Below are 25,167 nucleotides of genomic sequence, written 5' to 3'. Positions count from 1 at the left end.
CTTTCTTCTGGAGATTTCCTGTAATGCTAATTCACCTCCTTGCTCATACAATTCTTTAAATCTATAAAAACTGTCTCGGGAATATCCCATCACCTTACAGGCTTTGGATACGTTTCCTAAATGTTGTGCTAATTCAAGTACGCCTAACTTGTTTTTGATGATCTTTTGTTGTGTTGTCATAATACTTAATCTGTTTTAAAGTTATTTAATTTGATTATAAATGTCAGATTAAGTATTAACTAATTCAGATTATTTTATGTATCTCTTTAAGAATCATTTGTTTTTCTGCTTCATTAAAATCGTTTTCATTTCCATCTAATGCATATTGAACTTCATCTATGTCCTGCTTGCACCACTCGATCATCCGGATTATTCCACTTTTAGTAATTATTCCTTTATTATCTTCAAATTTTGGAGGTGAAGATAAAAGAACTAACTTGGTATAATCTTTTAAAATAAGAGCTAATTTTCGATCATCTTCTTCTTGCTGCAATCCATATTTTATAAAGTGAGTTTGATCTGAACATACCGCTTTAATCTGTATCCCATCAAATGTTGTCTGATCATATTCATCAAATACCCACCACAGATATTCTTTACCATTAACAGTAACTTTACTTTTATTTTTCTTGCTTATTGCCATATTTTTAACAGGTTAGATCCGAAATTAATAAAAAATTCACTCAGCTTTGGTTTGTAAGGGAGTGTTCAACGAATAGAAATCGAGAAAGCTATAGTAATTTCAATTTGTTAATTAAGCTCAAGCTCATCAAAATCCTTTATTTCAGATAGTTTCATAAGTTTATTGGATTTGATCGTTTCCCAGGTATTCTTGTATTTGACTTCATAATTGTCCCCATTATCATCTTTATTTAAATTATCTTTTGTAAGTTTCTTTTTGGTCAGATAATTAATACTCACTTCATATTGAGGTACCGGGCCATTGCTTGAATAAGAGTCATAGCCAATAAGTTCCATATCTCCATTTTGGTATCTAAAAGTATACCCCCAGTTTCCATATCTTCCGTGTCCGTAATTGATGTGTAAGTTTCCTTTTTCAATGCCTACACTGAGTTCAGGAGCAAAATAAACACCACCATCCTCATTTTCAGATGAAAAGCAAGTGTAATTTTTAGAAGCTAATTCGTAATAATCCCCTTTATTCAATAATACGATAATCCCTCTTCGGTTTCGATCCAATTCGCCGCGACTTTCGTCCTGTATAATCTTGCTTTTGTCTGTTCCTTTAATGATGAGTACAATGTCTTCCAGTCCATCTTTGTTCAGGTCGCCTTTTATTTCATCCCAGCCCTCAGCTGAAATTCCGCCTTCATATTTACTGATAACATATCCTTTGGGTATAAAGTCATTTGGATTTTTCTTTCCTTCTATATTTTGAGATGCGTGATCTGCAGCAATGTTGTTCTCTTGTACTTTTTGAACTGTACTTTGAGCTTCTTTGGGCTTCTGCTTTTCATTTTTGCAAGATTGCAGTATAAGAGGAAATGCTAGAAGTATCAATACTTTATTCATTTGTTTTATATTGTTCAGTTTGGTAATTAGCTTCATTATTTATTGACGAATATAAATATATTTTTATAATCCTATAATATTTCTATTATGCTATTAGGAACTCTCTCCTATTGTTATCTTGTATTAATATATCGGTACAACAAAAAACTCCAAAGTCTATGACTTTGGAGTTTGATTTCTACAAATTGTTATGGATCTATTTATTTCTTAACTATTTTAGTGAAAACTGTATTACCTTTTAATAGGTAGTTTCCTGATGGATAGCTTGTTAGATCAATACGGTTGCTTCCTTTATTTAAAGTTACATTTTTAATGAGTTTACCTGTGATGTCATATAAGTAAACATTTTCATTAGCCACAGACTCCACAGTGATCACTCCTGTTGTTGGATTAGGATAAGCCGGAGTTTTCATTTGTTTTGAAGCTTCTGCTGTTGATAAGTTGGCGTTGCAGCTAGTGTTATAAGTATCTCCAACAATGTTAAAACCTTTGTTAACTAATTGAGCTCTTGCCAAAATAGCTTGCGGTGTAGAATACGTTAATCCTTCTGCTTCTATGACTCCAATTGCGGATCCTAAGTTTGATAATGTAGGATTATTGCTGAGGGCAACTAGAAATTTATTATAATTAATACATGATAAACCAGAATTGTTAAATCCGAAATATACATAGGCTGAAGGAACATTTTGAAACTTGATATTCCATGTAGAAATATCCTGATTAAAAAGTGTAGCACCATTAAACATCATAAAACCATAAGCACCCGAAACTTTACTGACATCCCAGTTTCCAATAGGCTGATTAAAGGCTGATGCATTGGTAAACATTTGATCAAAACTTACTACTTTACTGGTGTTCCAATTATTAAGAGGCTGATTAAAGGATTTGGCATTAGAGAACATATAACGGAAATTCGTCGCATTGCTTGTATTCCATGAATTTAAGGGCTGGTTGAACGCTACCGCATCCTGGAACATTGAAATGAAATTGGTTCCGGACGAGGTATTCCAGGCAGAAATATTTTGATTAAAAGAAGATGCGTAAGAAAACATATCCCGAAAATCGGTTACTTTCGCTGTATTCCAGGTTCCAATAGGCTGATTAAACAATTTTGCTCTGTTAAACATACCATTCATATTGGTAATGGTGCTTGTGTTCCAGTTGGAAAATGAGTTATTTCCAATCAAAGATGTACAATTAGAGAACATTTGTGATAAATTGTTTATTTGGCTTAAATTAGGTGTATCTGTAGCTGTTACGTTAAGATTCGGACAATCTGCAAAGCCCTGGGCAAATTGCTGAAGCCAAAGGATGCCTCCCCATTGACTCACTTCGAAGAGTTCTGGATTTCCACTGGCATTCATATAAGCGCTGCCTCTGAATCCATAAAATAATCCATTACCATTAGATACTTTCACTTTGTACGTTGCTTGTATAGGATTTGGATGTAAAGAAGTACCAAAAGATATCGTTGGAAAAGTGTTGCTGCTGGAGGTCATAGAAAGAACTCCACTATGCTGCGGATATCCAACTTCTTCCCAGCTAATGGTATAGTCGGTTCCTGTCCCGCCAAACGATATTGCATTATCGATGACTCCTGTGATATTAGGTTTCCATACTGTAATAAATTCATTTTGTGCATAAGAAATGAAAAATAAAAAAAGAAAAATAGTTACTAGTTGTTTTTTGTACATAAATTAAAATAATAATGTTAAGGTTAAAATTTGATTTAATAAGATGGTAACTTCCCGGGGTTCTGTATCTTATCTCTAATACAAAGATATAGACGCATAGCGACAGAACTTGTCGTAATAAATTTTATAATACATTTTTTTAAAGAAAAAGTGTAATTTTATTTAATTGATAATCAGTGTGATATGTTTTTTTTATAATGTTGTTATTAGGATTAAGTAAAGAACTTGCCGATTAAGTAATATGGATGCATAATCATCTATGAAAATCTGTGTCATCTGTAGTAAAAAAAGTCATTAAATATTTCATAAGCTTCAATAGGTTTAAGATATATTCGGGATAAAATGTATCTTGTACTCTCCTATTCTTATTCTATTTTATAGATTATGCTGCTAGAAAAATTATTCAAGGAATTTAATGTAGATATCAATACATTCAATTCGGCTGATTCTGAACGATTTGACCAATATTTTGAAAAAATTTTGGTTAAAAAGAATACATTTTTGATTAAAGAAGATGAATTGGAAAAGTATAGTTATTTTATTTTCAATGGAATAGCCCGTTGCTGGACTTTAAACCATAAAGGGGAAGAACAAACCTTCTGGTTTTGTAAGGAAGGTTCATTTTCTTTATCCAATATCTCTTTTACCTTACAGGAAAAGTCTACTTTTAATGTTCAGACCCTTACAGATTGTGAAATTTACAGAATAGATCAGGATAAGGCAACTAAATTATATGAAGCAATTCCCGGATTAAAAGCTGTTTTTGATGACCTGACTGCCAGATTGTTGAATAAATTGTTAACCCGGAATATCAACCTGATTAAATACTCCCCTGAACAATATTATTTACAGATGATGGCAGAATATGGCAATACATTCAATTATATTCCTTTAAAGGATATTGCCTCGTATTTAGGAATTACTCCGCAGGCATTAAGCAGAATCCGAAAACGTATTTTTTAACCCAGGTTCAGTATTTGAAACCCATAAAACACGACTTTTGCTGCTCAAAATTTAAGATTATGATTAGAGAAATAAGCAAAACAGACTATCCTCAGTTAATGAAAATATGGGAAAGTTCTGTTCGTAACACGCACGACTTTTTGAAAGAGGAAGATTTTAATTATTATAAAAAAGAGATTCCCGGCTATTTTGAACACGTTACCTTGTTAGGTTTTGAAGAAGACGGTATTTTAATCGGGTTTATGGGAATTGCGGAAGGAAATCTTGAAATGTTATTCATTCATGATGATCATCGTGGCAAAGGAATCGGTAAAAGGCTGATTCAGCATGGAATTCATCATTTAAAGGTTACGAAAGTAGATGTCAATGAACAGAATAAACAAGCTGTTGGCTTCTATCAGTACATTGGATTCCATGTTCTGGAAAGATCGGCACTAGACGGACAAGGTAAAGCGTATCCTATTTTGCACATGGGTTTATAATCTTAATAGAACAAAAGCATCCAAATTGGATGCTTTTAACTTTTTGCAATATATTATTTGTCTGACTATGCCGGCTGCTAAACAATAAATAAAGATGCAATAGCCTGTGCATCGCTTCCGCTCAATATTTCATCATAGGCAGCGGAGCCTGCTGCTGCTCCGAATGTAGTTCCCGTGTTGTATCCTGCCTGAGTAAGATTATCTTCTCCTGCATATACAGGATTTGTTGCTGAAGGCATATTTCCTCCATTGGCAAGCTCAATCCAGCCTTTATTGGCTCTCATTCTTCTCACTTGTGAAGCATGCCTTGCCTCTACAGAATGAATTTGTAATGCCGCTTGAAGTACTGCTTTATTAGACATTACATTTCCAGCCTGTCCTTTATAAGCTCTTACCCCTGTATCCTCAAAAGCCTGTGCCAGGATAAGAAATTGATTGTAATCAGTAAACGGAGAAAAATTACCACTGGCAGTAAAATCAAAAACAGGTTTGTTGCCCGGAGTTTCTCCAAGAGAAGTTAAGGTACTTTTCAGAAAATTAACATGAGCAGATTCATGTTTAGAGATCTGCATAAAGACCGTTCTGTCGGAATTAGGAATTAATCCTAACGTGGATAATCCTATAGCATAATATTCATTTTCAAGATATTCAAGAACCAAAGCCAGTTGTAAAGCATCGGTTAAAGTGCTTTTAAGAGCAGTTCCAGTAATTGATGCATTGGTTGTTTCTGCTTTTGCCGGAGTAGCCATTAATGTACCCAGTCCAAGAGGAACGGCTGCTATAGCTGCTTTTTTTCCAAATAGGGATAGATTTGTAATGGTTTCTAATCTTGAAGCTTCCGTTGTGAAAAATTTATCATGAGAAAGCTTATCTAATAATCTAAGAATGTTCATAATACAAATTTTTAAAGATGAATAATTTAATTAATACCTCTTTCTTTCCAAGTAAATCGGTTTTTGATAAATCCTCCTGCTACGGCTACAATATCTTTCGGTTCTTTGGCAAGATCAAGACCATTTGCATCTATTACGTCATCTCCTGAAAAATCAGCAGATCCCGGATTGATAAGGTTTCGGATCGCAGAAGCATGTCTGGCTTCTACAGAAACTATTTTTCCTGCAATCACAAGATAAGCTGCATTGGTAATATATTTTCCCGCACCATTATATGCTGCTACGCCGGTATCTTCCAATGCTTTAGCAGTTGTCAGTACGGAACTCCTATCATTAAAATTTACATTGGGATACTGAAAATCAAGTTTGGGAAGAACATTCTGTGTAGCACTACTGATGGCTGCCTTAAAAAAATCTCTATGGATTACCTCATGGTGATAGAGGTCTGTAAAAACCTCTTTTTCAATACTGGAAATACCAGCATAAAAGTTATTGACCACTTTAGTATAAAAATCAGCTTCCAGCTGTTCAAGAGCATAGGCATAGTTTAATACTCCTATATCCCCGGCTCCTAAATCAAAAATTTGGCTATTATCCATCATCTGAAAATCATCATCATCGTTACAACCAATTATAGTGAGTCCTGCAATAGCGAGACCTACACCGCTCAGTTTTAAAAAGTTTCTTCTGCTTGTATCAAGAGTCGCATCCTGATTAGAAACATGAATTGTATTTTTCATACTATTAATTTTTGAAGTGTTTGATAATGGTAAAAAAAGCAGCACACCGAAAAATGTACTGCTTAGGTTCTATGTTATGGCATAAGAACCGTATCTATGACATGAATAACACCGTTAGACTGATTCACATCTGCAATCGTCACTTTAGCACTATTTCCTTTAGCATCTTTTATATAAAGATCTTTTCCTTTAGTCCAGAAAGTAAGTTCTTCACCCTGTACTGTTTTCATCATGCTTTTTCCGTTTCCTGCTTTCACTGCAGCCCAGATTTCTTTAGCACTGTATTTTCCTGGTAACACATGATAGGTCAGTATACTTGTGAGCATCATTTTATTTTCTGGTTTTACAAGATTTTCTACTGTTCCTTTCGGAAGCTTTGCAAATGCCGCATCCGTAGGAGCTAATACTGTGAAAGGGCCTTTTCCTTCTAATGTTTCTACCAAACCTGCAGCTTTTACTGCTGCTACTAAGGTTTTATGATCCTTAGAGTTTATCGCATTTTCAATAATGTTTTTGGATGGATACATAGCTGCTCCTCCTACCATTACTGTTTTTTCTTTCATCATTTGTGCATTTACCTTCCCACTGAAAGCAAATGATAAAGCTACCATTGCTAAAACTGTGATTTTTGTTCGTGTGTTCATTGTAATATTTTTTTAAATTAATTATAGGTAGTTTGTGTTTTAATGTCATTTACGATATTGGTTGTGTTTTAGATTGAAAAAAAACAAAATAAAATGTAATTACATGAAAATCAGGTGATTATTTTTATATAATAAAATCAAGACATATGGAATTCATACAAATCGCTTTCCCGTCGGTTGGGGCTTATCTTCGAAAAGGTGTCCCAAATGAGATCTACATCTCCCGCATAACAGACAAGTATTGTTTTTGATAGTACGTTTTCATATTTAATAATTTTTAAATATTTACTTAAAATCATTTATGAAATAAAATATTATTTGTATTTTGTTTAGGATATGCATTATTTTATTACATTTGGATAGAAAAATAATTGCTATTAAAACAACCTATTCTGAGGAAGAACTTATCGTTTTATTAAAAGAAAAAAGCGAAGACGGTTTTCATTACCTGTATGACCACTACTCCGGTGCGTTGTATGGGATTGTTTTTCGTATTGTTCAGTCTAAAGAATATGCTGAAGAAGTCATTCAGGATGTTTTTGTTAAAATTTGGAATTCCATTCACCAATATGATGCCTCTAAAGGAAGGTTTTACACCTGGATGATTAATATTGCCCGAAACACAGCCATTGATTATTTAAAATCTAAAGGTTTCCAGAACGAGCTTAAAAACCAATCGCTTCCTGATTTCGTATATAATACTACAGAATTATCAACAACCAATAACTCATCAGATTATATTGGATTTAACAACGTGCTTGAAAATCTGGAAGTTGACAAACAGGAGCTTATTGATCTTGCTTATTACCAAGGATATACACAGCATGAGATATCAGAGAAACTGAAGATCCCCCTGGGGACGGTAAAAACGAAAATGCGGAATGCATTGATGAAATTAAAAGATTTGTTAAAAGACTATCAATAAATTGAACACTAAAGAATACATATCATCCGGAATTATAGAATCTTATATTCTAGGCCATGCATCTCCCGAGGAAGCTGGGATTTTGGAGTGTGTGATGAAGAATAATGCTGAAGTAAAAGCTGCTTTTGAAGAGGCACAAATAACTTTGGAACATCTTGCTACAGCTCAGGCTGTAACACCTCCAAGTGATCTGAAATCTAAAATCTGGAATAAAATTCAGCAGGAGCAGCCTTCTGTTGAAGATACGCAGTCTTCCCTTTCTGTAAAAACTCAGGAAATAGATAATGACAGAAACATTAAAATTCAGGAACAGACACAAGGGAAAACAAATTGGAAGACTTATGCTATTGCTGCATCTCTTTTATTCCTTATAAGTATAGCTGGGAATATTTTTTGGATGAATAACCAGTCTGCAATGAAACAAGAAATGGCAAAACTGGCAGCAGAAAAACAATCTCAGGATGCTGTCATGAAAAAGATGGATAGAAAACTGGATATGTTCTCTAATCCAGAGATGCAAATGGTCATGTTAAAAGGGGTAGAAAAACATCAGGATGCTAAAGCCATGGTTTTTTGGGATAAAAAGACAAAAGAAGTTTACCTGAATGCGGAGAATCTTCCAAAAGCACCTGAAGGAATGCAGTATCAGCTTTGGGCTCTTGAAGATGGAAAACCTGTAAATGCAGGAATGTATACTGAAGATAAAGACAGTAAGATTGCTCTGGCTACCATTTCAAAAGCGCAGGCCTTTGCTATTACCCTTGAAAAACAAGGTGGAAGTCCTGTTCCTACTATGGAAAATATGTATGTAATGGGAGGAATCTAAATGTATTAATAGATTGAACTTGTGAACGCTTTCAGTCTCAGAATAATAAAAAAATAAAAGCATCCGAATCCGGATGCTTTTTGGTTTCTAAGAGGTTGAATAGTTATTAAGATGCATATTCTACAGAAGCTTCTTTTGCAGCAGCAACCATAGCAATTAAAGCCTTTTCGGTTTCTTCCCAATGTCTGGTTTTTAAACCACAATCCGGGTTTACCCAAAGTTGGTTTGAAGGAATTACATCCTGAGCTTTTTTTAAGAGTTCAATCATTTCTTCTTTGGATGGAACTCTCGGAGAATGGATGTCATAAACTCCCGGGCCAATTTCATTAGGATATTTGAAGTCTGCAAAAGCATGCAAAAGCTCCATCTGAGATCTTGAACATTCAATAGTAATCACATCAGCATCCATATCTGCAATATTCTTAATGATGTCATTAAATTCAGAATAGCACATGTGTGTATGGATTTGTGTCTCGTCTTCTACTCCACTTGCTGAGATTTTAAATGCTTCTACAGCCCATTTCAGATAATTTTGCCAGTCTGTTTTTCTTAATGGAAGACCTTCACGGATAGCCGGTTCATCAATCTGAATAATTCTGATCCCTGCTTTCTCCAGATCCTGAACTTCATCGCGAATCGCCAGGGCAATCTGCTTACAGGTCTCGGAACGAGGCTGATCATCACGTACAAATGACCATTGTAATATGGTGACAGGCCCTGTTAACATCCCTTTTACCCATTGATTGGTTTGGGATTGTGCATATTGAGACCAGTATACAGTCATAGGCTCAGGTCTTGAGACATCTCCAAAAATAATAGGAGGTTTTACACAACGGCTTCCATAGCTTTGTACCCAACCGTTTTTAGTAAAGGTAAATCCTTGTAATTGTTCTCCAAAATACTCCACCATATCGTTACGCTCATATTCTCCATGAACAAGGACATCAATTCCAATATTTTCCTGCCAACGGATGGTTCTCTGGGTTTCTTCTTTTAATAAGGTGTCATATTGCTCAGCAGTCAGTTCTCCTTTTTTGAATTTAGCTCTCCAGCTTCTCACTTCAGTAGTCTGTGGAAATGATCCGATGGTTGTCGTTGGGAATAATGGGAGTTGTAAAGCCTTTTGTTGGGCTTCCTTACGGATATTGAATGAATTCTTTCTCTGTGAATCAGCTTCTGTTACAGCGTTTGCTCTTTCTTTTACCCTTTCATTATGGATCAGAGAAGATGTCTTTCTGTCTGAAACCGCTTTTTTATTATCTTCAAAATCTTGTAGGATAGCAGGAGTTTCTGTTCCTGAAGCCAACGCTTTAAGTGTTACTACTTCTTTTACCTTTTGTTTGGCAAAAGCCAGCCAGTTTTTGATTTCAGCATTAAGTCCGGTTTCAAAATCTAAATCGCATGGTGAATGCAGTAATGAACTGGACGGAGCGATGAAAATTCTTTCAGAACCTAATTTTTCAGCAGCTTTTCTGATAACGGATAGAGATTTTTCATAATCATTTTTCCAGATATTTCTTCCGTCTACCACTCCAAGAGATAAGCTTAGGCTTTCCGGAATAGCGTGAAGAACATCTTCAAGTTGTTCAGGATTTCTTACCAGATCAATATGCAGAACATTTACAGGAAGTGAAACTACAAGAGGTAAATTGTTTTTTAATCCTTCAAAATAAGTAGCTACAATGAATTTAAGTTTTGGAAACAATCTTCTGAGTTCAGTATAAACAAAAGTATAAGCTTCTTTTGCTTTTTCAGTGATATCCAAAGCTAAGAATGGTTCATCAAACTGAATCCATTCAGCGCCCTGGCTTTGCAATTTTGACAAAATATCAATATAAACAGGAATAAGGTTTTGAGTCAGATCCAGTTTATCAAATCCTTCTTCTTTTTCTTTTCCTAAAAGTAAATAAGAAACCAAACCGATAATCACAGGCTTTGCATTGATTCCTGCTTGTTTTGCTCCTGCAAATTCATTGAATATTTTATCTGAAGTAAGTTTGAATTGCTGGTTTTTATAAAATTCTGGAACGATATAATGGTAATTAGTATCAAACCATTTGGTCATTTCCATCGCAGTAATATCCAATCCGTCTTTCTGGTAACCTCTTGCCATTGCAAAGTAAAGATCCAGTTCAGAATTGTTTTTTTTAAGGGCAACTTCGTGATAACGGGTTGGGATGGCTCCTACCACAAGGCTCATATCCAATACCTGATCGTAATAGGAAAAATCATTACATGGAATAAGATCTATTCCCGCTTCTTTCTGAAGATTCCAGTTTTGACTGCAGATAGTTCTTCCTACAGTAAGAAGTTCTTCCAAAACGATTTTACCTGACCAATATTGTTCGCAGGCTTTTTTAAGTTCTCTTTTACTACCAATACGCGGATAGCCTAGAATGTGAGTTTGCATTTTTACAAATTTTAGATTAAACTTATTTTAAATGCTCTTTTAAAGCTTCGGAATGCTGAGTTGGGATAGAATCTTTTGAAATCAATGATATAAGCAGCGGGTACAGTTTCATCCGGAGATAAAATGTACAGCAGTATATCATCTGTATGACTCAAAAGCTTCAGACCGCGAAAGCATTGTCAATTCAGCAAAGGCAGGTCTCCTGACTTGTAACAGTTTCCGTCATCCTTCCCGCTTTTGGCAGTGGATATCCAAGGACAGAAACCTTTGGCGTGTTACTTACAGTTGCGCGACAGCTCGTGATTCTCACACGATTCCCTATTAATTTACCTTAAGTAAAACCTTTCCTGTTTGATGAAGTTGTAAAGAACTGATCTTTTATCAATACTATATTTGATAGAAGATTTTAATTTTGTGTAAAATTACTAAAACAGAATATATCAACAATTAAATGTATTTTATTCAGTTAATATAGCTTTTAAATTTTGTTTTTAAAGAAAATAATTCTGTAAATTTGTTTGATTTTAAAACTTAAAAGAATAATATTCTGTGGAACAACTTGATGATAAAGATATAAAACTGCTGAAGCTGCTTCAGAACAATGCTAAATTGACAGTTAAGGAGCTTGCCAAGGAAATAAATCTATCTCCTTCTCCTGTTTTTGAAAGAGTAAAAAGATTGGAACAGGAAGGTTTTGTGAAAAGGTATGCTGCCATTCTGGATGCTGAAAAGCTTAACCGTGGGTTTACGGTATTCTGTCAGATCAAATTAAAGATCCATGATCGGTCTGTAGGCTATGATTTTGTAAAAGAAATTCTGGAGATTGAGGAGGTTGCAGAATGCTACAATATTTCCGGAGATTTTGATTTTTTACTGAAAGTCCAGGTTCGCGATATGAAGCATTATCAGGATTTTGTATTCAATAAGCTAGGGTCTGTAGATTCTATAGGAAGTACACACAGTACATTTGTAATGGCTGAAGTAAAGAATAATCAAGGAGTGACTTTATAAAAAGGTGTCCGTTAAAAAATAATCACTGAACTTAATGCTGTTGTAAAAATCAATATTGGGGCATACACCGTAAAGAATAGTCATGCTTTACAAGTGTTTTACCCCAAAATATAGATTATATTGTTATTTTTATTCCGGCTGAGATATTAATACCCGGTAGCGGGCTTAGAAACTTTAGTTGTGAGTTTTGAAGTCTTGCTTCAGAATTCAGCAGATTGTTTCCCATGATATAATATTCTAAATCTCCTATTCCTAAGCTATTGTCCTTATAAGAAACGCGCACATTAAGCAATGAAAATGCAGGCATTGGAAGTTCAGGATTGATATTCTTTCCCAAATATTTTTGTTTTAAATAATGATCCAAGGCAATATTGATGCTGAAATTTTGTACGTTTCCTTCCAGATTGAAACCAAAGCGGCTGGTAGGCATGTTAGGCATATAATCACCATCACTCCATTTTCTTATTGAGCTGTCTGCAACACTGATATTTCTTACCAAATCATAATACGCTCCTATTTCCCACTTTCCCATTTTTTTTAAATCAATTTTATAAGTGGCTTCCCCTTCAATTCCGTTGATTTCTGTATCATCAGAGCGCCATTCTTTGACCAGAAAGACCTCGCGGGAAATTCCGGTGTGAGCTAGATAAATATAATTTTTATAGAAAGTATGGTACCAATTGGCGGATACACGAAAATTCTTCAGATTGATTCCGGCTCCGAGTTCTATTGTTCTTGCTGTTTCTTTATCCAGTTTGTCATCTCCGTTTTCTTCTGTCAGAATAGCAAAATGATTGTTTCCTGCATAAAGTTCATTCACTTCAGGAGCTCTTTCAGAATGATTATATTGTGCTTTTAGATAGGCTTTTTTGAAAATATTCCATTGAGCTGAAGTATGCAGCTGGTGAAGTATAAAATCTCTGTCGCTAAGTTTTCCTCCTGAAAGCCCGCGGCTTCTTATGTAATTTTTATCTTCCTCTGCCCTGCGTTGGATATGGTCATTTCTATAACCAAGATCAATTTGAACTGCATCAAAATCAAGATGCTGCATTGTGAATACCCCAATTTCACGGCTTATATTATTGGGTAAGTATCTCTGGCTTCCTTCTCCTTCCATATTTCTATACTGAACTTCAAGACCTGTGGTTCCGCTCAAAAATTTCAGTTTTTGCTGTACAATTTCTAAACGTCCATTATGTTGATTCACGTCAAACTGATTGGCTTTTTGACGATCAATGAGTTCTGCATTTTTTGAAAATACTCCCATATAGCTTAATTTTATACTGGAAATCGGGAAGTCAGTAAATTTATAACCGGATTCCAACATCGCTTTATGAGATAAGCTTCTGATATTGATAGGGCGATACTCTATTTTGGGTTGAGGTTTTCCGTGAGAATGTTGAGGCATCTTAGGGAGGGTATAACCGGGAACTCCAAAATATGAATATGCGTTTTGATATGCACCCCCTGCATAAAACGATTTTCCGATATAGCTGGTTCCTACATAAAAGGAATTGCTTTCGGAATGGCTGTTTGGGATAACTCCGTCTTTTGAAGAAACATAATCCTTGATGCTGTTTATTTCATCTTTATAACGGTCTTTCACGGGATCCTGGCCCGAAACATACAGCTGATTCTTTGGATTGGGATAATGTTTACCATCAGCAGGATTATAATAAGTTGGACTGAATGTGTAAAGATCTCCCTCAGAAAGTTCATATTCTATCATATGATCTAAAGCAAACTGACTGATGTAAGGAAAAAGACTTTTATTGAGTACATGTCTTGAATCTACGTCTACCTGACAAAGAGACTGTAAAATGCTGTTAAAGCCTACTAATGACGGGTCATAACATCTGCTATCCTTGGATTTTCCGGGAATTCTTACCATTTCCTGTTTTTGATTGGCACCACCTACCGTCCATACCCAGTTTTTTGCGATAATTCCTTTTGCTGAAAATGCCTGTTTTTGGCCACTATTACTTCCTCCTTCAAGCAGTCCGCGAACATTAATCTTTTTATTTGGTAACTGACGGGAAACATAATCCGTTTCAATATCTATCGCTCCTCCAATAGCTTTTCCTCCATAAAGAACTGATGCAGAATTTTTGTAAACAGTCATGTTTTGAACACTATTCATTTCTATATCCGTATTAAAATCCGGGCTTATCCCGGAAAGATCATTTACGGCAATTCCGTTTTCCAGGATTTTCACACGATTTCCACTAAGGCTTCGAATAACAGGCGTACCGGAATTTGGGCCATAACCTGAGTTTTGAATACCAGGGATTTTACTCAGGGTTTCCCCTAAAGTATTGGATTGGATGAAATCCAGTTTCTTCCTTGAAATCGTTACATTGTTATAACCCGGTTTCCCTTGAAGCTGAACAGATTCTATGTCTTTTACAACCTTTTTTTCAGGATTAAGTTTCTGCGCTTTCAATAATGATGAGGAATAAATAAGAGAGCTTCCCATCAAAAAATAAAGGCTCTTTTTCATGTGCATGATACTTTAATTATCCGGCAAATCTAGATAATTAAATTCATTAATGCAACAATGTTGCTTTATTGGTTTGTTCTATTCGATGCTAAAAATAGAACTAAGTGTCTAAAGAATAGCTTAGTATAGATATTAATAAAAATAAAAAAAGCCGCTCTTTTCAGAGCGGCATACTTTTTTAACTTTTAATGGGGTTGCTGATTAGCAAGTAGAACCACACTCTAATAATTTGATGTGGATTACACCATTAACTACACACTGTGTTTGGCATAAAGCGTTTCCTACAACGGTACCTACACCGCCGATAACACCACCTACTGTAGATCCTACTCCGGTAACAACACCGCCAACGATAGTACCTACTCCTCCAAGAACGCCACCAACAACGCCTCCTAGACCTCCTAGTAAACCTCCGATTGGATCAAGTAATCCTTCTCCTGAAATTGATTTTAGTTCGTTTCTGTCTAGTTTTTTGAAATTTTTCATGATTAAAATTTTATATGATTAATACATAGCAAATATATGATAAATAATAATAAACTCATATTGTTTTGAATAAAATAATTAAACAATTTTATTATTTAATATTTCGTTAATATAAATGGGTAATTTTAAAAATATCGTTTTTTATTTGTATCTGTTTGATTTACTAAATTTTAAAAAACATATTTCAAATTTTAAATTTTAGAGTTAATATTTTTAATGTAAATGAACTTTTTTATGGTTAATATTTAATATTTGTTAAAATGAGGTTTTTGGTCTCAAAAATGAGTAGTGAATCTGTAAAAACGAGCTACTTTTTGAGTCAATTTAGATAGCTTTCGTTAAGAAGTAATAAAATTCTCCAAATTTTACGGTAAAAGCTGTCTTGATTATTGATAACAGGAAGCAAATTCGTATTTTTGCGGACATACTTCTATCAATGTCAATTTTTTCAAATAATATACGCTCTTTAAGAGCCAAGAGAAAGCTTTCTCAACAAAATGTAGCTGATGAGCTTGCCATCTCTCGAGTGAGATATTCTAAATACGAAAATGGAATTTCAGAACCTCCCATGGAGCTTCTTATAAAAATAGCCAAGTATTTTCATGTGAGCATAGATCTGTTACTATCAGTGGATCTTCAGAAATATTCCACAGAAGACATGCTCAAGCTTCCGGATAACAGAATTGTTCTTCCTGTAGCGGTGGATGATCTTGGAAATGATACCATAGAAATTATTCCACAGAAAGCTTCTATGGGATATTTGGAAGGATACAGTGATGTGGGATATATTGAGAGTCTTCAGCGCATTGCCCTTCCTTTTTTAAATAATGGAAAATATAGAGCTTTTCCGGCAGATGGAGATTCGATGCCACCCTTCAGAAATGGTTCCTATATTGTAGGAAAATATGTAGAGGGAATTGATGAGCTAAAACCTGGAAAGACTTATGTTTTCATCACCCAAAATGATGGTATTACCTATAAACGTTTTAAGGAAAATAAAGGAAACGCGATTTGTGTAAGTGCAGATAATACCTTCTATGAGCCTTATGATATTCCGTTTGAAGATATTGTTGAAATCTGGCAGTATGCTTCAGGAATTTTCCCGGAAGATTTTGAACCTGGAGATTATGAAAGTTACAATTTCAAGGAAATGTTCAGAGAACTAAGGCAAGATATCAAAGAATTAGATAAAAAAGTGTCTACACGCCGTAGAAAGTCTTCAAAATAAACGAATTTATCAGTTCGTCTTACCAAGCAAACAGGCTCTTCAAAATGAATTGGAGAGCCTGTTTTAAAACCAGCTAAAATGTAAAATATGATGTTAAAATACGTCCAATTTATATGGGAGAAGCCTTAATCATTAGATTATGCAGATCTGTATTTTTAATATAAGGCTGTAAGTACTGGCTTCCTGGCCCATAGGCCGCCACTTCTACATAATCTCCTGAATGATCCATGCTGATCCAGCCTACAGAATTTCTGCTTTTCTGAATGTCTGAATACAATTTAAAGGGTAGTTTTTTATAATTATAAAGTCCTTCTTCTTCTTTTTCCAAACCATTGTAAAAGCTTTGCAAATGTTTAGCTTCATCATCATTCAAAACCAGTTTGTTGGCTTCATATATCCAGTCTTTAATGTCTTTAGTGGAATGATCTTTATGGATTTTATTCAGGATATATTCATTGGTATATTGATAGGATGAGATACTGTTGAAGTTTTTGGTAGCGTCTTTTCCATAGATTGTTCCGGGATTGGCATTTCCATGATCTGTGGTGATAATTACCAAAGTATTTCCATCTTTTTCAGCAAAATCCATAACTGCTTTTACGGCTTCATCAAATGCCAGTTGATCATGAATCAATGCTGCGATATCATTGGCATGGGCGGCCCAGTCTACTTTTCCGCCTTCTATCTGAAGAACAAAGCCTTCTGTATGTCCCTTCATCTGATCAATCGCTATCGTAGCCATCTCTGCTAAAGTAGGGGTATTTCTGAATTCAGGAAGATGAGTTCTATCAATGCTGTAAGGCAAAGCTCCCGTATTGAATATTCCTAATATCTTCTCTCCTTTTTTTATGGTTTTTAAATCCGTACGATCTTTCAGGATTTGATAATTCTTTTTTCTATAGGTGGAATAGAGATCTTTTTGATCTTCCCTTTTTAATGGATTGAAAAATTCATCTCCACCTCCCATCAAAACATCTATTTCTAGTTCTGCATACATTTCTGCAATTTGAGGCTCGGCATTTCTTTTTGAGGAATTGACACAAAATCCTGCAGGTGTGGCATGCGTTACAGTAACAGTAGTAACACAACCGATCTTTTTTCCTGCTTTTTTATATTTTTGCCATATTGGGAGGTGGTTTTCGCCATTAGCTCCTATATTTAATACTCCGTTTTGTACTCTTATTCCGCCTCCAAAAGCTGAACTGGCTGCTGCAGAATCCGTTACAATTGAACTTGCAGAAGCAGTATCCATTAATGCTCGTGAAACCTTTTTGTGATGATATAAACTGAGCCAATGACTCTCTTTCCCCACTATATTTCTGGAATAAAGATCAGCCATTGAAAGGGTTCCAAGACTCATTCCATCACTGATCATGAATATAATATTTTTGGCTTTTCCGGTTGCGGGAGATTCAATATTCCTCTTAAAACTCCAAAGTTCAGAGGGCGATAAGGATAATAAACCCGAAAGCAATGCTGAACCTTTTAAAAATTTTCTTCTATCCATATATTGTATCAATAAAGCACTAAATTATTATATATTTTTATTTAATGAAACTTTGTTGCATTAAATGATTGTTAATTTTAAATATGTTCTGGAAATGGGTCTTCAAAATCTGTTTTTTGGTCAAATAATTCTTTTTCCTGGTCATTAATTAGGCAATCTCTGAGATCTTGTAAGATTTGTTCTTTATTAAGATATTGACCAATAAAAACCAGTTCATTGATTCTGTCACCCCAATTTTTATCCCATCTATTTTCAATAAATTCCTGATTTTCCACAAAAGAAGGATATTGCACCCTATGGCTCATCGGCATACTACTCCACCAGACTCCAGCTTTTTCCAAACGAAATGAACCACCTGCCTGAGAAAAGTTAAGTGCATCATTCGGTCTGGAAGCTAGCCAGAAAAGTCCTTTGGCTCTTAATATACCTTCGGGATAATGGTTAAGGTATTCCCAAAGTCTTTCCGGATGAAATGGTCTTTTATCTCTAAATACCAAAGAACCTATACCATATTCTTCTGTTTCAGGAATATGATGATCTGCCTGCAATTCTTTTTGCCAACCTGCTGAAGATTGCGCTTTATCAAAATCAAATAGTTTGGTATTTAAGATTTGTTTGGGATCAATTTGACCAAATTCTGACTCGATAATACTAGCTTCCGGATTAAGTTTTTTTAGGGCAGATTTTAAAAATCCGAGTGTTTCCGGATCAATCAAATCGGTTTTATTTAAAATAATAACGTTAGCAAATTCAATTTGGTCAGTAAGGAGGTTTACAATGGTACGGTAATCTCCGTCAATATCAGTAAGATCACGATCTGTTAATCGTTCATTAGAGGCAAAATCTTTCATGAAATTGAAACAGTCCACTACGGTAACCATGGTGTCTACATAGCTGAAACGGGAAAGGTCTATTCCACTTTCTTCATCAATATAAGTGAAGGTTTGTGCTACAGGAATAGGCTCACTAATGCCTGTGCTTTCAATCAAGAGATAATCGAAGCGGTTTTCATGGGCTAAGCGCTCTACTTCTACCATAAGATCTTCTCTTAATGTACAACAGATGCATCCGTTACTCATTTCTACCAGCTTTTCCTCAGTTCTTGAAAGGGTATTCTGATTTTCTACCAGTCTTGCATCGATATTAACTTCGCTCATATCATTGACAATAACGGCTACTTTCAAGCCTTGTTTATTATGAAGCACATGGTTTAATAAAGTTGTTTTTCCGGCTCCTAGAAAACCACTAAGTACGGTAACGGGAAGTTTCTTTTTCATATCTTCTTAGTGTTTGTGATTTTTAAAGTTGATAAGATGTGCCGTAATCAGTCCTGCCGCACCAATATAGATCAAGGGCAGATGAATTTCAAATATAAAGTCAATTAATATTGAACCCGCGATACATCCAATGGAAGCCCAAAATAGAATTTGTAGCCAATTATTGGTCATTTGTTTGGTTTGTCTGTATACGACAAGTGTTCCAATCAGAAGAAACGTCAGATCAATATATGGATTATGCGATATTCCTAAGGGAATGATAAGTAATAATGGGAAGACAATACAATGAATCAGGCATAGTACTGCTGCTGAGATTCCTACTGCATCAAGAATTTTAGACTTCATAAAGATCAGAATTTAAATTTGTTATTGTAACTTTGTTGCAAAGGTATATATAAAAATTTAAATAACGCAACTTTGTTGCATTAAAAATATGAAACAAGTTAGAAATACTCACGCAAAAACTGAAATTTTAAACCTTATTAATGGTTCTGAGGTGGCTCTAAGTCATTCTGATATTCAGAAGAAGTTAGGTGATTTGTGTAATAGAGTTACTATTTATAGGGTTTTGGAAAGACTTGAAAACGAGGGAGCTATTCACAGAATCGTAAATGTAGATGGGGTTGTTAATTTTGCAAAATGCAGTGGAAAATGTACTCATGAGCAACATTTTCATAATCATGTTCATTTTAATTGTAAAAAATGTCATTCGGTGACATGTATTGAAAACGCGATTCCTGAAATTAGCTTACCGGAACATTTTATTGCTGAGGAATACAATTTTATTATCAGTGGGGTGTGTCCAAAATGTACAATGGATGCATAAATAACTTTTAGATCTCTATTTTAATTTCCTCTGTAAGCAGAAGGAGTCATACCGGTATATCTTTTGAAAAACCGGCAAAATAGTGATGAATCAGAAAAATTTAGTATATCTGTAATTTCCATTACTGACAGATTGGTTGTTTTCAGTAACGATTTGGCTTGTGCTACAACGGCTTCATTGATCCAAGCCAGGATAGACTTCCCTGTTTGTTTACGGATGATGGTAGTCAAATACTTACTGGTGAGATACATTTTCTGCGCATAAAAGGAAACGCTTCTTTCTTCTTTATGATGATGGTATAATAGATCAAAGAAAACAGCTGTTAATTCCGCTGCTCTTGTATGTTGTTGATTCTGTTCATTATTGATATTATATACCTCTTTTATTTCTGTCAAAAGAGCTAATAAAAGGAATTGAAGAATATCTGCTTTACTCCTGCTTTCCTCTCTATGATAATGCATAGAAATACTTGCATGATGCTTTCTAAAGATCTCAAAATCCTTATCATTTAACCCGATACATGAGGTCTGCCTTATCTCGTTAAAAAGCATGTAGTTATTCGAAAGAGAATCTCTGGAAATACAATCAGGATCGAAAAAAATAGTGTCTATATGCAGATCTTCTGATATGTCTATCGGTTCCATCATAGAACCGGGAAGCACAACCATCAGCGTATTGGGCTCTAATCTTCTTTTTTGAAAATTTATTTTCAATTCAGCTCTTCCTTTTATACAGATGGCGCAGATAAAACCATTGACCGTATGCGGATAATTTGTTAATCCTTTTCGTACAGAATCTTCTGCTCTGTTTACTACGATTCCTTCTACGTTCTGCAAACTTATTTTCTCGGATACATAAGGTATACTGTAATTTTCAACATCTTCCACTCTTTTCATATCGTAAATTAAATTCTAGGTAAAGAAGGTTCTTATTTTTCAAAAAAACAAACGTATTGCACATTTATTCTTCTTTTGGGATAATATCCTTTGTTCACCGGTCCACTTACTTTGCATCAGCTTTAATAATTAATAAAGAAAGAGTTATGAAAACAAAAATGGAAATACCATTGCCTTTATCATTGAAAGAGCGTGATCGTCGTTGGGATATTGCACGCATCATCATGAGAAAAAATGAACTGGACAGCCTTATTATCTACGGAGATCGAGAATCTGCAGCACCTGCTCCGTTTTGTATGGATCATTATTTTACCAATGACAGACTTGGGTCTGTTGTGATTTTTCACAAAGAAGAAAAGCCAATTGTTGTCACTTTTGCTTCTATGATGGTAGCGGATCATATGCAGGCTGCCTTTCGTGGAGATCAGCAATGGATTGAGCCTGAACAAATCTATGTTGGTAAAACGGGTGCTCATATTGGAAATATCCTTAAAGAAATGGGACTTTCAGATACACCCAAGATTGGAATTATTGGTTTGGAACCTTATCCACCCTTTTACTTTGACGGAGCGCTCCCCCATCGTACATGGAAAGGGATTATGGAAGTCTTTCCCAATGCTGAAATAAAGCCTGTTTACATGGATTTTTTCAAGCTTACAGCTCCAAAAAGTAATGAAGAGTTAGCTTTAATCAGACATGCTGCCTATATTGGGGAAGCCATGAGTGAAGCCATGAGAATGACTGTTAAACCCGGTGTAAGCGAAGCTGAAGTAGCAGCAGCTATTACTTCAACATGTATTTCAATGGGTGGATTTACGGCTGAAATATTAATGGGATCCGGGCCTGAATATATTGGCTGGGGGCCGCCAGCGTGGCAATATCGGTCACAGCCTCCTAGAATCATTAAAGAAGGAGATATTGTTTTGTCTGAGATCTTTGCGTTGTATGGGATGTATGAAACACAGCATCAGGCTGCAGTGGCTGTTGGGAATATACATCCGAATCTTGAACGTGCTGCTCTTGTTGCGCGTGCGTGTTATGAAGCAGGAGTTGATGTTTTGAAATCGGGAATAACTTTTGGCGAAGTTGTGGATGTCATGGAAAAGCCGCTTTTAGAAGCTGGCGGATGGCATGTACATCCTTTAATACATAGTATAAATCCTTATGGTTCGATTGGATTTGGAACTGCTCCGGGGATAGAAATATTACCACAAGCCACCCGATACGGAAATGTGGGAAGATTACCCAACCCTGGCAGAGATTTAGTATTACAGGAAGGAATGTGTTTTGCTTTTGAGCCCAATTGTGCTTTTGGAAACCATCTTGCCAATATCGGAGGAACTGTAATTGTAGGCAGTGACAGAGGGATTGAACTCAATATAAACTCTACTCATCTGATGAGGGCAGAATATTAGTGAAAATTGCAAGATAAAAAAGTTTTTCTAAAAAAATAGACTTTCCTATAGGAAGGATTGTTTCTATCTAATTAAAATGCCACGAATGCCCTAATTATTGTATTTGTGGCAAAAAATAATAGTGTCATAAGGGCATAAAAAAGCCTCCTTAAAACTATTTTAAAGAGGCTTTATTTTTTTGATATCTGCTATAAAGGAGAGATATACACTTCTATTTTAGTTCCGTCATAGTTGAACGTTCCATCGGAATTGATTTTCCCAAGAACCCATTTCATATCTACCGGAACAGACCATGCGGAACCTAGTGCAAATCCGTTGACGGATCTGATTTCATTGCCGTTTCCTGTTGTAATGGCTGAATGAAACCATGTTTTGTCTATAGGTCTGTAGAAACCAATGGCTTTTCCTTTAGGAATTGGAGAATATCCATCCCACTTTTTTCCTCCGGTATAGTTGAAGGTTTCTAACCATTTCTGGCCTGCAGAACCTGCTAATTGATCAGGGCTGATGCTGGCTCCTCTCATGTAAAGGGCATAAGCAACCACATCGTGGCATACTCCATTGCTGTACTTTGAAATATTTTCTGCTCCTGAAAGAACGGCGTGAGCGACGGGAGCTCTTTCAGATAAAGATAACTGAGCCTTCCTAGCTCCTTCTGGTGTTACTGACATATTAATGTGATTTGTTTGGTTAGCGTAAAGATAAGCTTTTTTAAATTAATGGAAATTAAGTATTGATAATGAATGGATTATAATAGAGGCTGAATATAAATATTGGTGTTTTTCATTCGTATTATTGAATTTTAATTTAGGTGGGTTTTTATGTATGTGTCTGGATTATTGCGTGTTAAAGCTGAATTTAATCATGTAAATAAGAATCCTGAGTTTCTTGATATTGATTTTAAGAATGTTAAAGCATTTCCAATTCCTGTTTTTATGTTGATGGGAAGACACGATTATACCACTCCATCAGAACCTGCGGCGCAATGGCTTAAAAATGTAAAATTTCCTTTTAAAAAAGGAATATGGTTTGAAAATTCATCCCATCTGATTCCTTTTGAAGAACCAGGAAAAATGGTTGTTACTTTATTGAATGATGTTCAACCCTGTCTGAAAATAAAAGAATCTTTATACTTCAAGTTGAAAAAGTCCCATGGTAGCATTATGATAGTGATCCGGACGACCTTCCGTATCGGTCATTTTCTTATCACCCAGATAGGTAAATCCACACTTTACATAGTAATCTGTTAACCTTTGATTTCCTGCTGTGGTATCCATTCTCACATATAATTTGTTGTATTGGGGAGCAAATTGTTTTGCCCATTCTACAATCTGTTCTACAAATTTTTGTCCACGGAAGTTAGGATTGGTGGCAATTCGGTGAATGTAGATAGCCGGGTCTTCATTTTTTTCTGCCCAAACCTGGTGATCATCAAAAGTAATACTCCATACACAGGCTATCTGGCCATCTACTGTAATTTTAAAATGTCGGTTTTCATTGATTTCTGTTTCGATCATATTCCGATCAAATTCAGGCCATTGTACGCCAGATACGGTTTTCTTAAAATCAGAAGCCATTTTGTATAAACCAAGGACTGCCTCCATATCCTGCAAAGAAGTATTCACTATCATTATTCCTGTTATGGGACGAAGTTACGAAAAATGCATGGGAAACTTTCCTTATTGTTATTCAGAATGGGTATAAATACCGTTTGATTCTATCTCGTGCATTGGGTGACATCAATAAAAAGACTAATTTTATCGGCCGAAAAAGAAAAAACCTAGTATGCCGACTGATGCTTCCCATAAGCTGATTCCGATGACAACCTTTGTGCTTGAATATTATGCCCACGAAGGATATGCCGATCTTCAGACCTTGAGTTTGATGAATAATTATGCCAATTTTTTAAAACAACCCCTTACATTGGGAATGTTTGTTCCTGTAGATCCCTCAGGAAATGTATTAAAGGAACCCAAAAATTATGCTTCATGGAAATCATTGGAGCATAATGACAGCAATGATGAAAGAACAGATATGGCAGGTTTTGAGGAATATGGTGAATATCAGAAAGCTGAGCGTAATTGTATGTTTGAAGGCTTCAGAGTAGATTATAATGGATATTCAAAAGTAAGAATTGTAGCTTCTTACGATACTTCTATAGAATTATCATTCAATAAAAACGATCTGAAACCTTCTGGTTTTAGCGATGTAGAATCATTAAATGTTTTTGATGACATCTTTTTGACTTCTAATGCCTTAAAGCTGATCGGGATAAAGGACAGAAAATAAACTACTTATTATTTAAAACGCCAGTATACAAATCTATTTATTTTCATAAATTATTTATTCAAAAAACTATGTATCCATATGGTTTTAAAATGCACCAGATAGGCACATACATGAATGGTTTAGTTTATAAAAACTTTGCGTTAATTTAAAATACTAATATCTTATTTCTCAATGGGAATACATACAAAAAAACCTCTATCAACACTGGATAAAGGTTCTATATTTATATAATTTTAGTATTATCTTACACATTCACCGGAACGGCATTGATATCCTGATGGGCATAGACCATTAATACAAGGTCCTGCAACATCCGGATAACATCTTTCATCTGCTCTGCAATGGGAATTGGGTGGACATAAACCAATAAGATTTCCGATGCAGACTCCTACCGGAAGGGGCAAATTGATCTCAATACCAATTTCTCCGGCAATATTCTTTAGCGTTTTTCTGTTTAATTTTTTCATGAGTTTAGTTTTAATGTTAAGCCAAAGGTAACTATACTTTTATGGAGTTTATACAGTACTTTTACTGAATTTAAATGGTTGGGAGCTGGAGGCTGGAAGTTCCTGTTCAACATACTATTTCTGAAAGTGGTGCAAATAAATGTTTGTTGAAAGAA

The 25,167-nt window shown here is 35.2% G+C and carries 26 protein-coding genes, 1 pseudogene and 1 riboswitch; of the genes and pseudogenes, 9 read left to right on the top strand and 18 right to left on the bottom strand.

What is annotated here, in order from left to right; genetic code table 11:
* From GTR01_RS11010 to GTR01_RS10995, 4 genes are all read right to left on the bottom strand, one after another.
* On the bottom strand, nt 1-180 hold a 180-nt coding region (locus tag GTR01_RS11010), incomplete at its 3' end, for a helix-turn-helix domain-containing protein (RefSeq protein WP_160137886.1).
* A gap of 64 nt (nt 181-244) precedes the next feature.
* The gene (locus tag GTR01_RS11005) at nt 245-643 is read right to left on the bottom strand and encodes a hypothetical protein (protein WP_160137885.1); all 399 of its coding nucleotides are present in this window, start codon (nt 641-643) and stop codon (nt 245-247) included.
* 107 nt (nt 644-750) lie between these two features.
* Nucleotides 751-1,569, bottom strand: a complete 819-nt coding sequence (locus tag GTR01_RS11000) for a hypothetical protein (RefSeq protein ID WP_228452216.1) — start codon at nt 1,567-1,569, stop codon at nt 751-753.
* Nucleotides 1,570-1,733: 164 nt separating this feature from the next.
* Nucleotides 1,734-3,227 (bottom strand): BspA family leucine-rich repeat surface protein, encoded by a 1,494-nt coding sequence (locus GTR01_RS10995; protein WP_160137884.1) that lies wholly within the window; start codon nt 3,225-3,227, stop codon nt 1,734-1,736.
* Nucleotides 3,228-3,611: 384 nt separating this feature from the next.
* Here GTR01_RS10995 and GTR01_RS10990 point away from each other — a divergent pair, with 384 nt between their 5' ends.
* Nucleotides 3,612-4,190, top strand: coding sequence for a Crp/Fnr family transcriptional regulator (locus GTR01_RS10990; RefSeq protein WP_160137883.1), 579 nt, complete (start codon nt 3,612-3,614; stop codon nt 4,188-4,190).
* A 59-nt stretch (nt 4,191-4,249) separates the two neighbouring features.
* Nucleotides 4,250-4,672 (top strand): GNAT family N-acetyltransferase, encoded by a 423-nt coding sequence (locus GTR01_RS10985; RefSeq protein ID WP_160137882.1) that lies wholly within the window; start codon nt 4,250-4,252, stop codon nt 4,670-4,672.
* 77 nt (nt 4,673-4,749) lie between these two features.
* On the opposite strand, the gene GTR01_RS10980 is transcribed toward GTR01_RS10985, so the two are convergent.
* From GTR01_RS10980 to GTR01_RS10965, 4 genes and pseudogenes are all read right to left on the bottom strand, one after another.
* Nucleotides 4,750-5,565 carry a ferritin-like domain-containing protein gene (locus tag GTR01_RS10980; RefSeq protein WP_160137881.1) on the bottom strand — a complete coding sequence of 272 codons (816 nt, stop codon included), beginning with the start codon at nt 5,563-5,565 and terminating at the stop codon, nt 4,750-4,752.
* A gap of 26 nt (nt 5,566-5,591) precedes the next feature.
* Entirely contained in the window at nt 5,592-6,305 is a 714-nt protein-coding gene (locus GTR01_RS10975; RefSeq protein WP_160137880.1) for a ferritin-like domain-containing protein, read from the bottom strand.
* A 74-nt stretch (nt 6,306-6,379) separates the two neighbouring features.
* The gene (locus GTR01_RS10970) at nt 6,380-6,949 is read right to left on the bottom strand and encodes a fasciclin domain-containing protein (RefSeq protein ID WP_160137879.1); all 570 of its coding nucleotides are present in this window, start codon (nt 6,947-6,949) and stop codon (nt 6,380-6,382) included.
* A 124-nt stretch (nt 6,950-7,073) separates the two neighbouring features.
* A pseudogene (locus GTR01_RS10965) lies at nt 7,074-7,180 on the bottom strand (peptide-methionine (R)-S-oxide reductase); the annotation flags it as partial.
* Nucleotides 7,181-7,304: 124 nt separating this feature from the next.
* Between GTR01_RS10965 and GTR01_RS10960 the strand changes: the two are divergent.
* Together GTR01_RS10960 and GTR01_RS10955 are read left to right on the top strand one after the other, a co-directional pair.
* Nucleotides 7,305-7,874 carry an RNA polymerase sigma factor gene (locus GTR01_RS10960; protein WP_228452215.1) on the top strand — a complete coding sequence of 190 codons (570 nt, stop codon included), beginning with the start codon at nt 7,305-7,307 and terminating at the stop codon, nt 7,872-7,874.
* A 1-nt stretch (nt 7,875) separates the two neighbouring features.
* A complete protein-coding gene (locus GTR01_RS10955) occupies nt 7,876-8,700 on the top strand; it encodes an anti-sigma factor domain-containing protein (RefSeq protein ID WP_160137878.1) in 825 nt (274 codons plus the stop codon).
* 106 nt (nt 8,701-8,806) lie between these two features.
* Here the strand turns inward: GTR01_RS10955 and metE are convergent, their stop codons facing one another.
* Entirely contained in the window at nt 8,807-11,110 is a 2,304-nt protein-coding gene (metE, locus tag GTR01_RS10950; protein WP_160137877.1) for a 5-methyltetrahydropteroyltriglutamate--homocysteine S-methyltransferase, read from the bottom strand.
* Between the two features lie 174 nt (nt 11,111-11,284).
* Nucleotides 11,285-11,471: riboswitch (cobalamin riboswitch) on the bottom strand.
* Nucleotides 11,472-11,659: 188 nt separating this feature from the next.
* Here metE and GTR01_RS10945 point away from each other — a divergent pair.
* Nucleotides 11,660-12,121 (top strand): Lrp/AsnC family transcriptional regulator, encoded by a 462-nt coding sequence (locus GTR01_RS10945; RefSeq protein WP_160137876.1) that lies wholly within the window; start codon nt 11,660-11,662, stop codon nt 12,119-12,121.
* A 115-nt stretch (nt 12,122-12,236) separates the two neighbouring features.
* Here GTR01_RS10945 and GTR01_RS10940 read toward each other — a convergent pair whose 3' ends face one another.
* Nucleotides 12,237-14,621 carry a TonB-dependent receptor gene (locus tag GTR01_RS10940; protein ID WP_160137875.1) on the bottom strand — a complete coding sequence of 795 codons (2,385 nt, stop codon included), beginning with the start codon at nt 14,619-14,621 and terminating at the stop codon, nt 12,237-12,239.
* 201 nt (nt 14,622-14,822) lie between these two features.
* Entirely contained in the window at nt 14,823-15,107 is a 285-nt protein-coding gene (locus GTR01_RS10935) for a bacteriocin-like protein (RefSeq protein WP_160137874.1), read from the bottom strand.
* Between the two features lie 436 nt (nt 15,108-15,543).
* On the opposite strand from GTR01_RS10935, the gene GTR01_RS10930 reads away from it, so the two are divergent.
* Nucleotides 15,544-16,335, top strand: a complete 792-nt coding sequence (locus GTR01_RS10930; RefSeq protein ID WP_160137873.1) for an XRE family transcriptional regulator — start codon at nt 15,544-15,546, stop codon at nt 16,333-16,335.
* Between the two features lie 109 nt (nt 16,336-16,444).
* Here the strand turns inward: GTR01_RS10930 and GTR01_RS10925 are convergent, their stop codons facing one another.
* From GTR01_RS10925 to GTR01_RS10915, 3 genes are all read right to left on the bottom strand, one after another.
* The gene (locus GTR01_RS10925; RefSeq protein WP_160137872.1) at nt 16,445-17,842 is read right to left on the bottom strand and encodes an alkaline phosphatase; all 1,398 of its coding nucleotides are present in this window, start codon (nt 17,840-17,842) and stop codon (nt 16,445-16,447) included.
* 77 nt (nt 17,843-17,919) lie between these two features.
* Nucleotides 17,920-19,119, bottom strand: coding sequence for a GTP-binding protein (locus tag GTR01_RS10920; RefSeq protein WP_160137871.1), 1,200 nt, complete (start codon nt 19,117-19,119; stop codon nt 17,920-17,922).
* Between the two features lie 6 nt (nt 19,120-19,125).
* A complete protein-coding gene (locus GTR01_RS10915; protein ID WP_160137870.1) occupies nt 19,126-19,464 on the bottom strand; it encodes a MerC domain-containing protein in 339 nt (112 codons plus the stop codon).
* A gap of 88 nt (nt 19,465-19,552) precedes the next feature.
* On the opposite strand from GTR01_RS10915, the gene GTR01_RS10910 reads away from it, so the two are divergent.
* Nucleotides 19,553-19,945 (top strand): Fur family transcriptional regulator, encoded by a 393-nt coding sequence (locus GTR01_RS10910; RefSeq protein ID WP_160137869.1) that lies wholly within the window; start codon nt 19,553-19,555, stop codon nt 19,943-19,945.
* Nucleotides 19,946-19,965: 20 nt separating this feature from the next.
* On the opposite strand, the gene GTR01_RS10905 is transcribed toward GTR01_RS10910, so the two are convergent.
* Nucleotides 19,966-20,841, bottom strand: coding sequence for a helix-turn-helix domain-containing protein (locus tag GTR01_RS10905; protein WP_160137868.1), 876 nt, complete (start codon nt 20,839-20,841; stop codon nt 19,966-19,968).
* Nucleotides 20,842-20,987: 146 nt separating this feature from the next.
* On the opposite strand from GTR01_RS10905, the gene GTR01_RS10900 reads away from it, so the two are divergent.
* The gene (locus tag GTR01_RS10900) at nt 20,988-22,256 is read left to right on the top strand and encodes a M24 family metallopeptidase (protein WP_160137867.1); all 1,269 of its coding nucleotides are present in this window, start codon (nt 20,988-20,990) and stop codon (nt 22,254-22,256) included.
* Nucleotides 22,257-22,444: 188 nt separating this feature from the next.
* Here GTR01_RS10900 and GTR01_RS10895 read toward each other — a convergent pair whose 3' ends face one another.
* Both GTR01_RS10895 and GTR01_RS10890 read right to left on the bottom strand, forming a co-directional pair.
* On the bottom strand, nt 22,445-22,927 hold the full coding sequence (locus GTR01_RS10895) for a hypothetical protein (protein ID WP_160137866.1): 483 nt from the start codon (nt 22,925-22,927) through the stop codon (nt 22,445-22,447).
* Between the two features lie 456 nt (nt 22,928-23,383).
* Complete coding sequence (locus tag GTR01_RS10890; protein ID WP_160137865.1) at nt 23,384-23,887, bottom strand: GNAT family N-acetyltransferase; 504 nt, start codon at nt 23,885-23,887, stop codon at nt 23,384-23,386.
* A 154-nt stretch (nt 23,888-24,041) separates the two neighbouring features.
* Between GTR01_RS10890 and GTR01_RS10885 the strand changes: the two genes are divergently transcribed.
* Nucleotides 24,042-24,545, top strand: a complete 504-nt coding sequence (locus GTR01_RS10885) for a hypothetical protein (protein ID WP_160137864.1) — start codon at nt 24,042-24,044, stop codon at nt 24,543-24,545.
* 239 nt (nt 24,546-24,784) lie between these two features.
* Here the strand turns inward: GTR01_RS10885 and GTR01_RS10880 are convergent, their stop codons facing one another.
* Nucleotides 24,785-25,012 (bottom strand): hypothetical protein, encoded by a 228-nt coding sequence (locus GTR01_RS10880; protein WP_160137863.1) that lies wholly within the window; start codon nt 25,010-25,012, stop codon nt 24,785-24,787.
* Nucleotides 25,013-25,167 lie beyond the last annotated feature (155 nt).

The sequence above is a fragment of the Chryseobacterium sp. c4a genome, assembly GCF_009900745.1.
Taxonomy (GTDB): domain Bacteria; phylum Bacteroidota; class Bacteroidia; order Flavobacteriales; family Weeksellaceae; genus Chryseobacterium.
The sequence above is the reverse complement of the archived record's forward strand: the minus strand, read 5'-3'. Positions and strand labels throughout refer to the sequence as shown.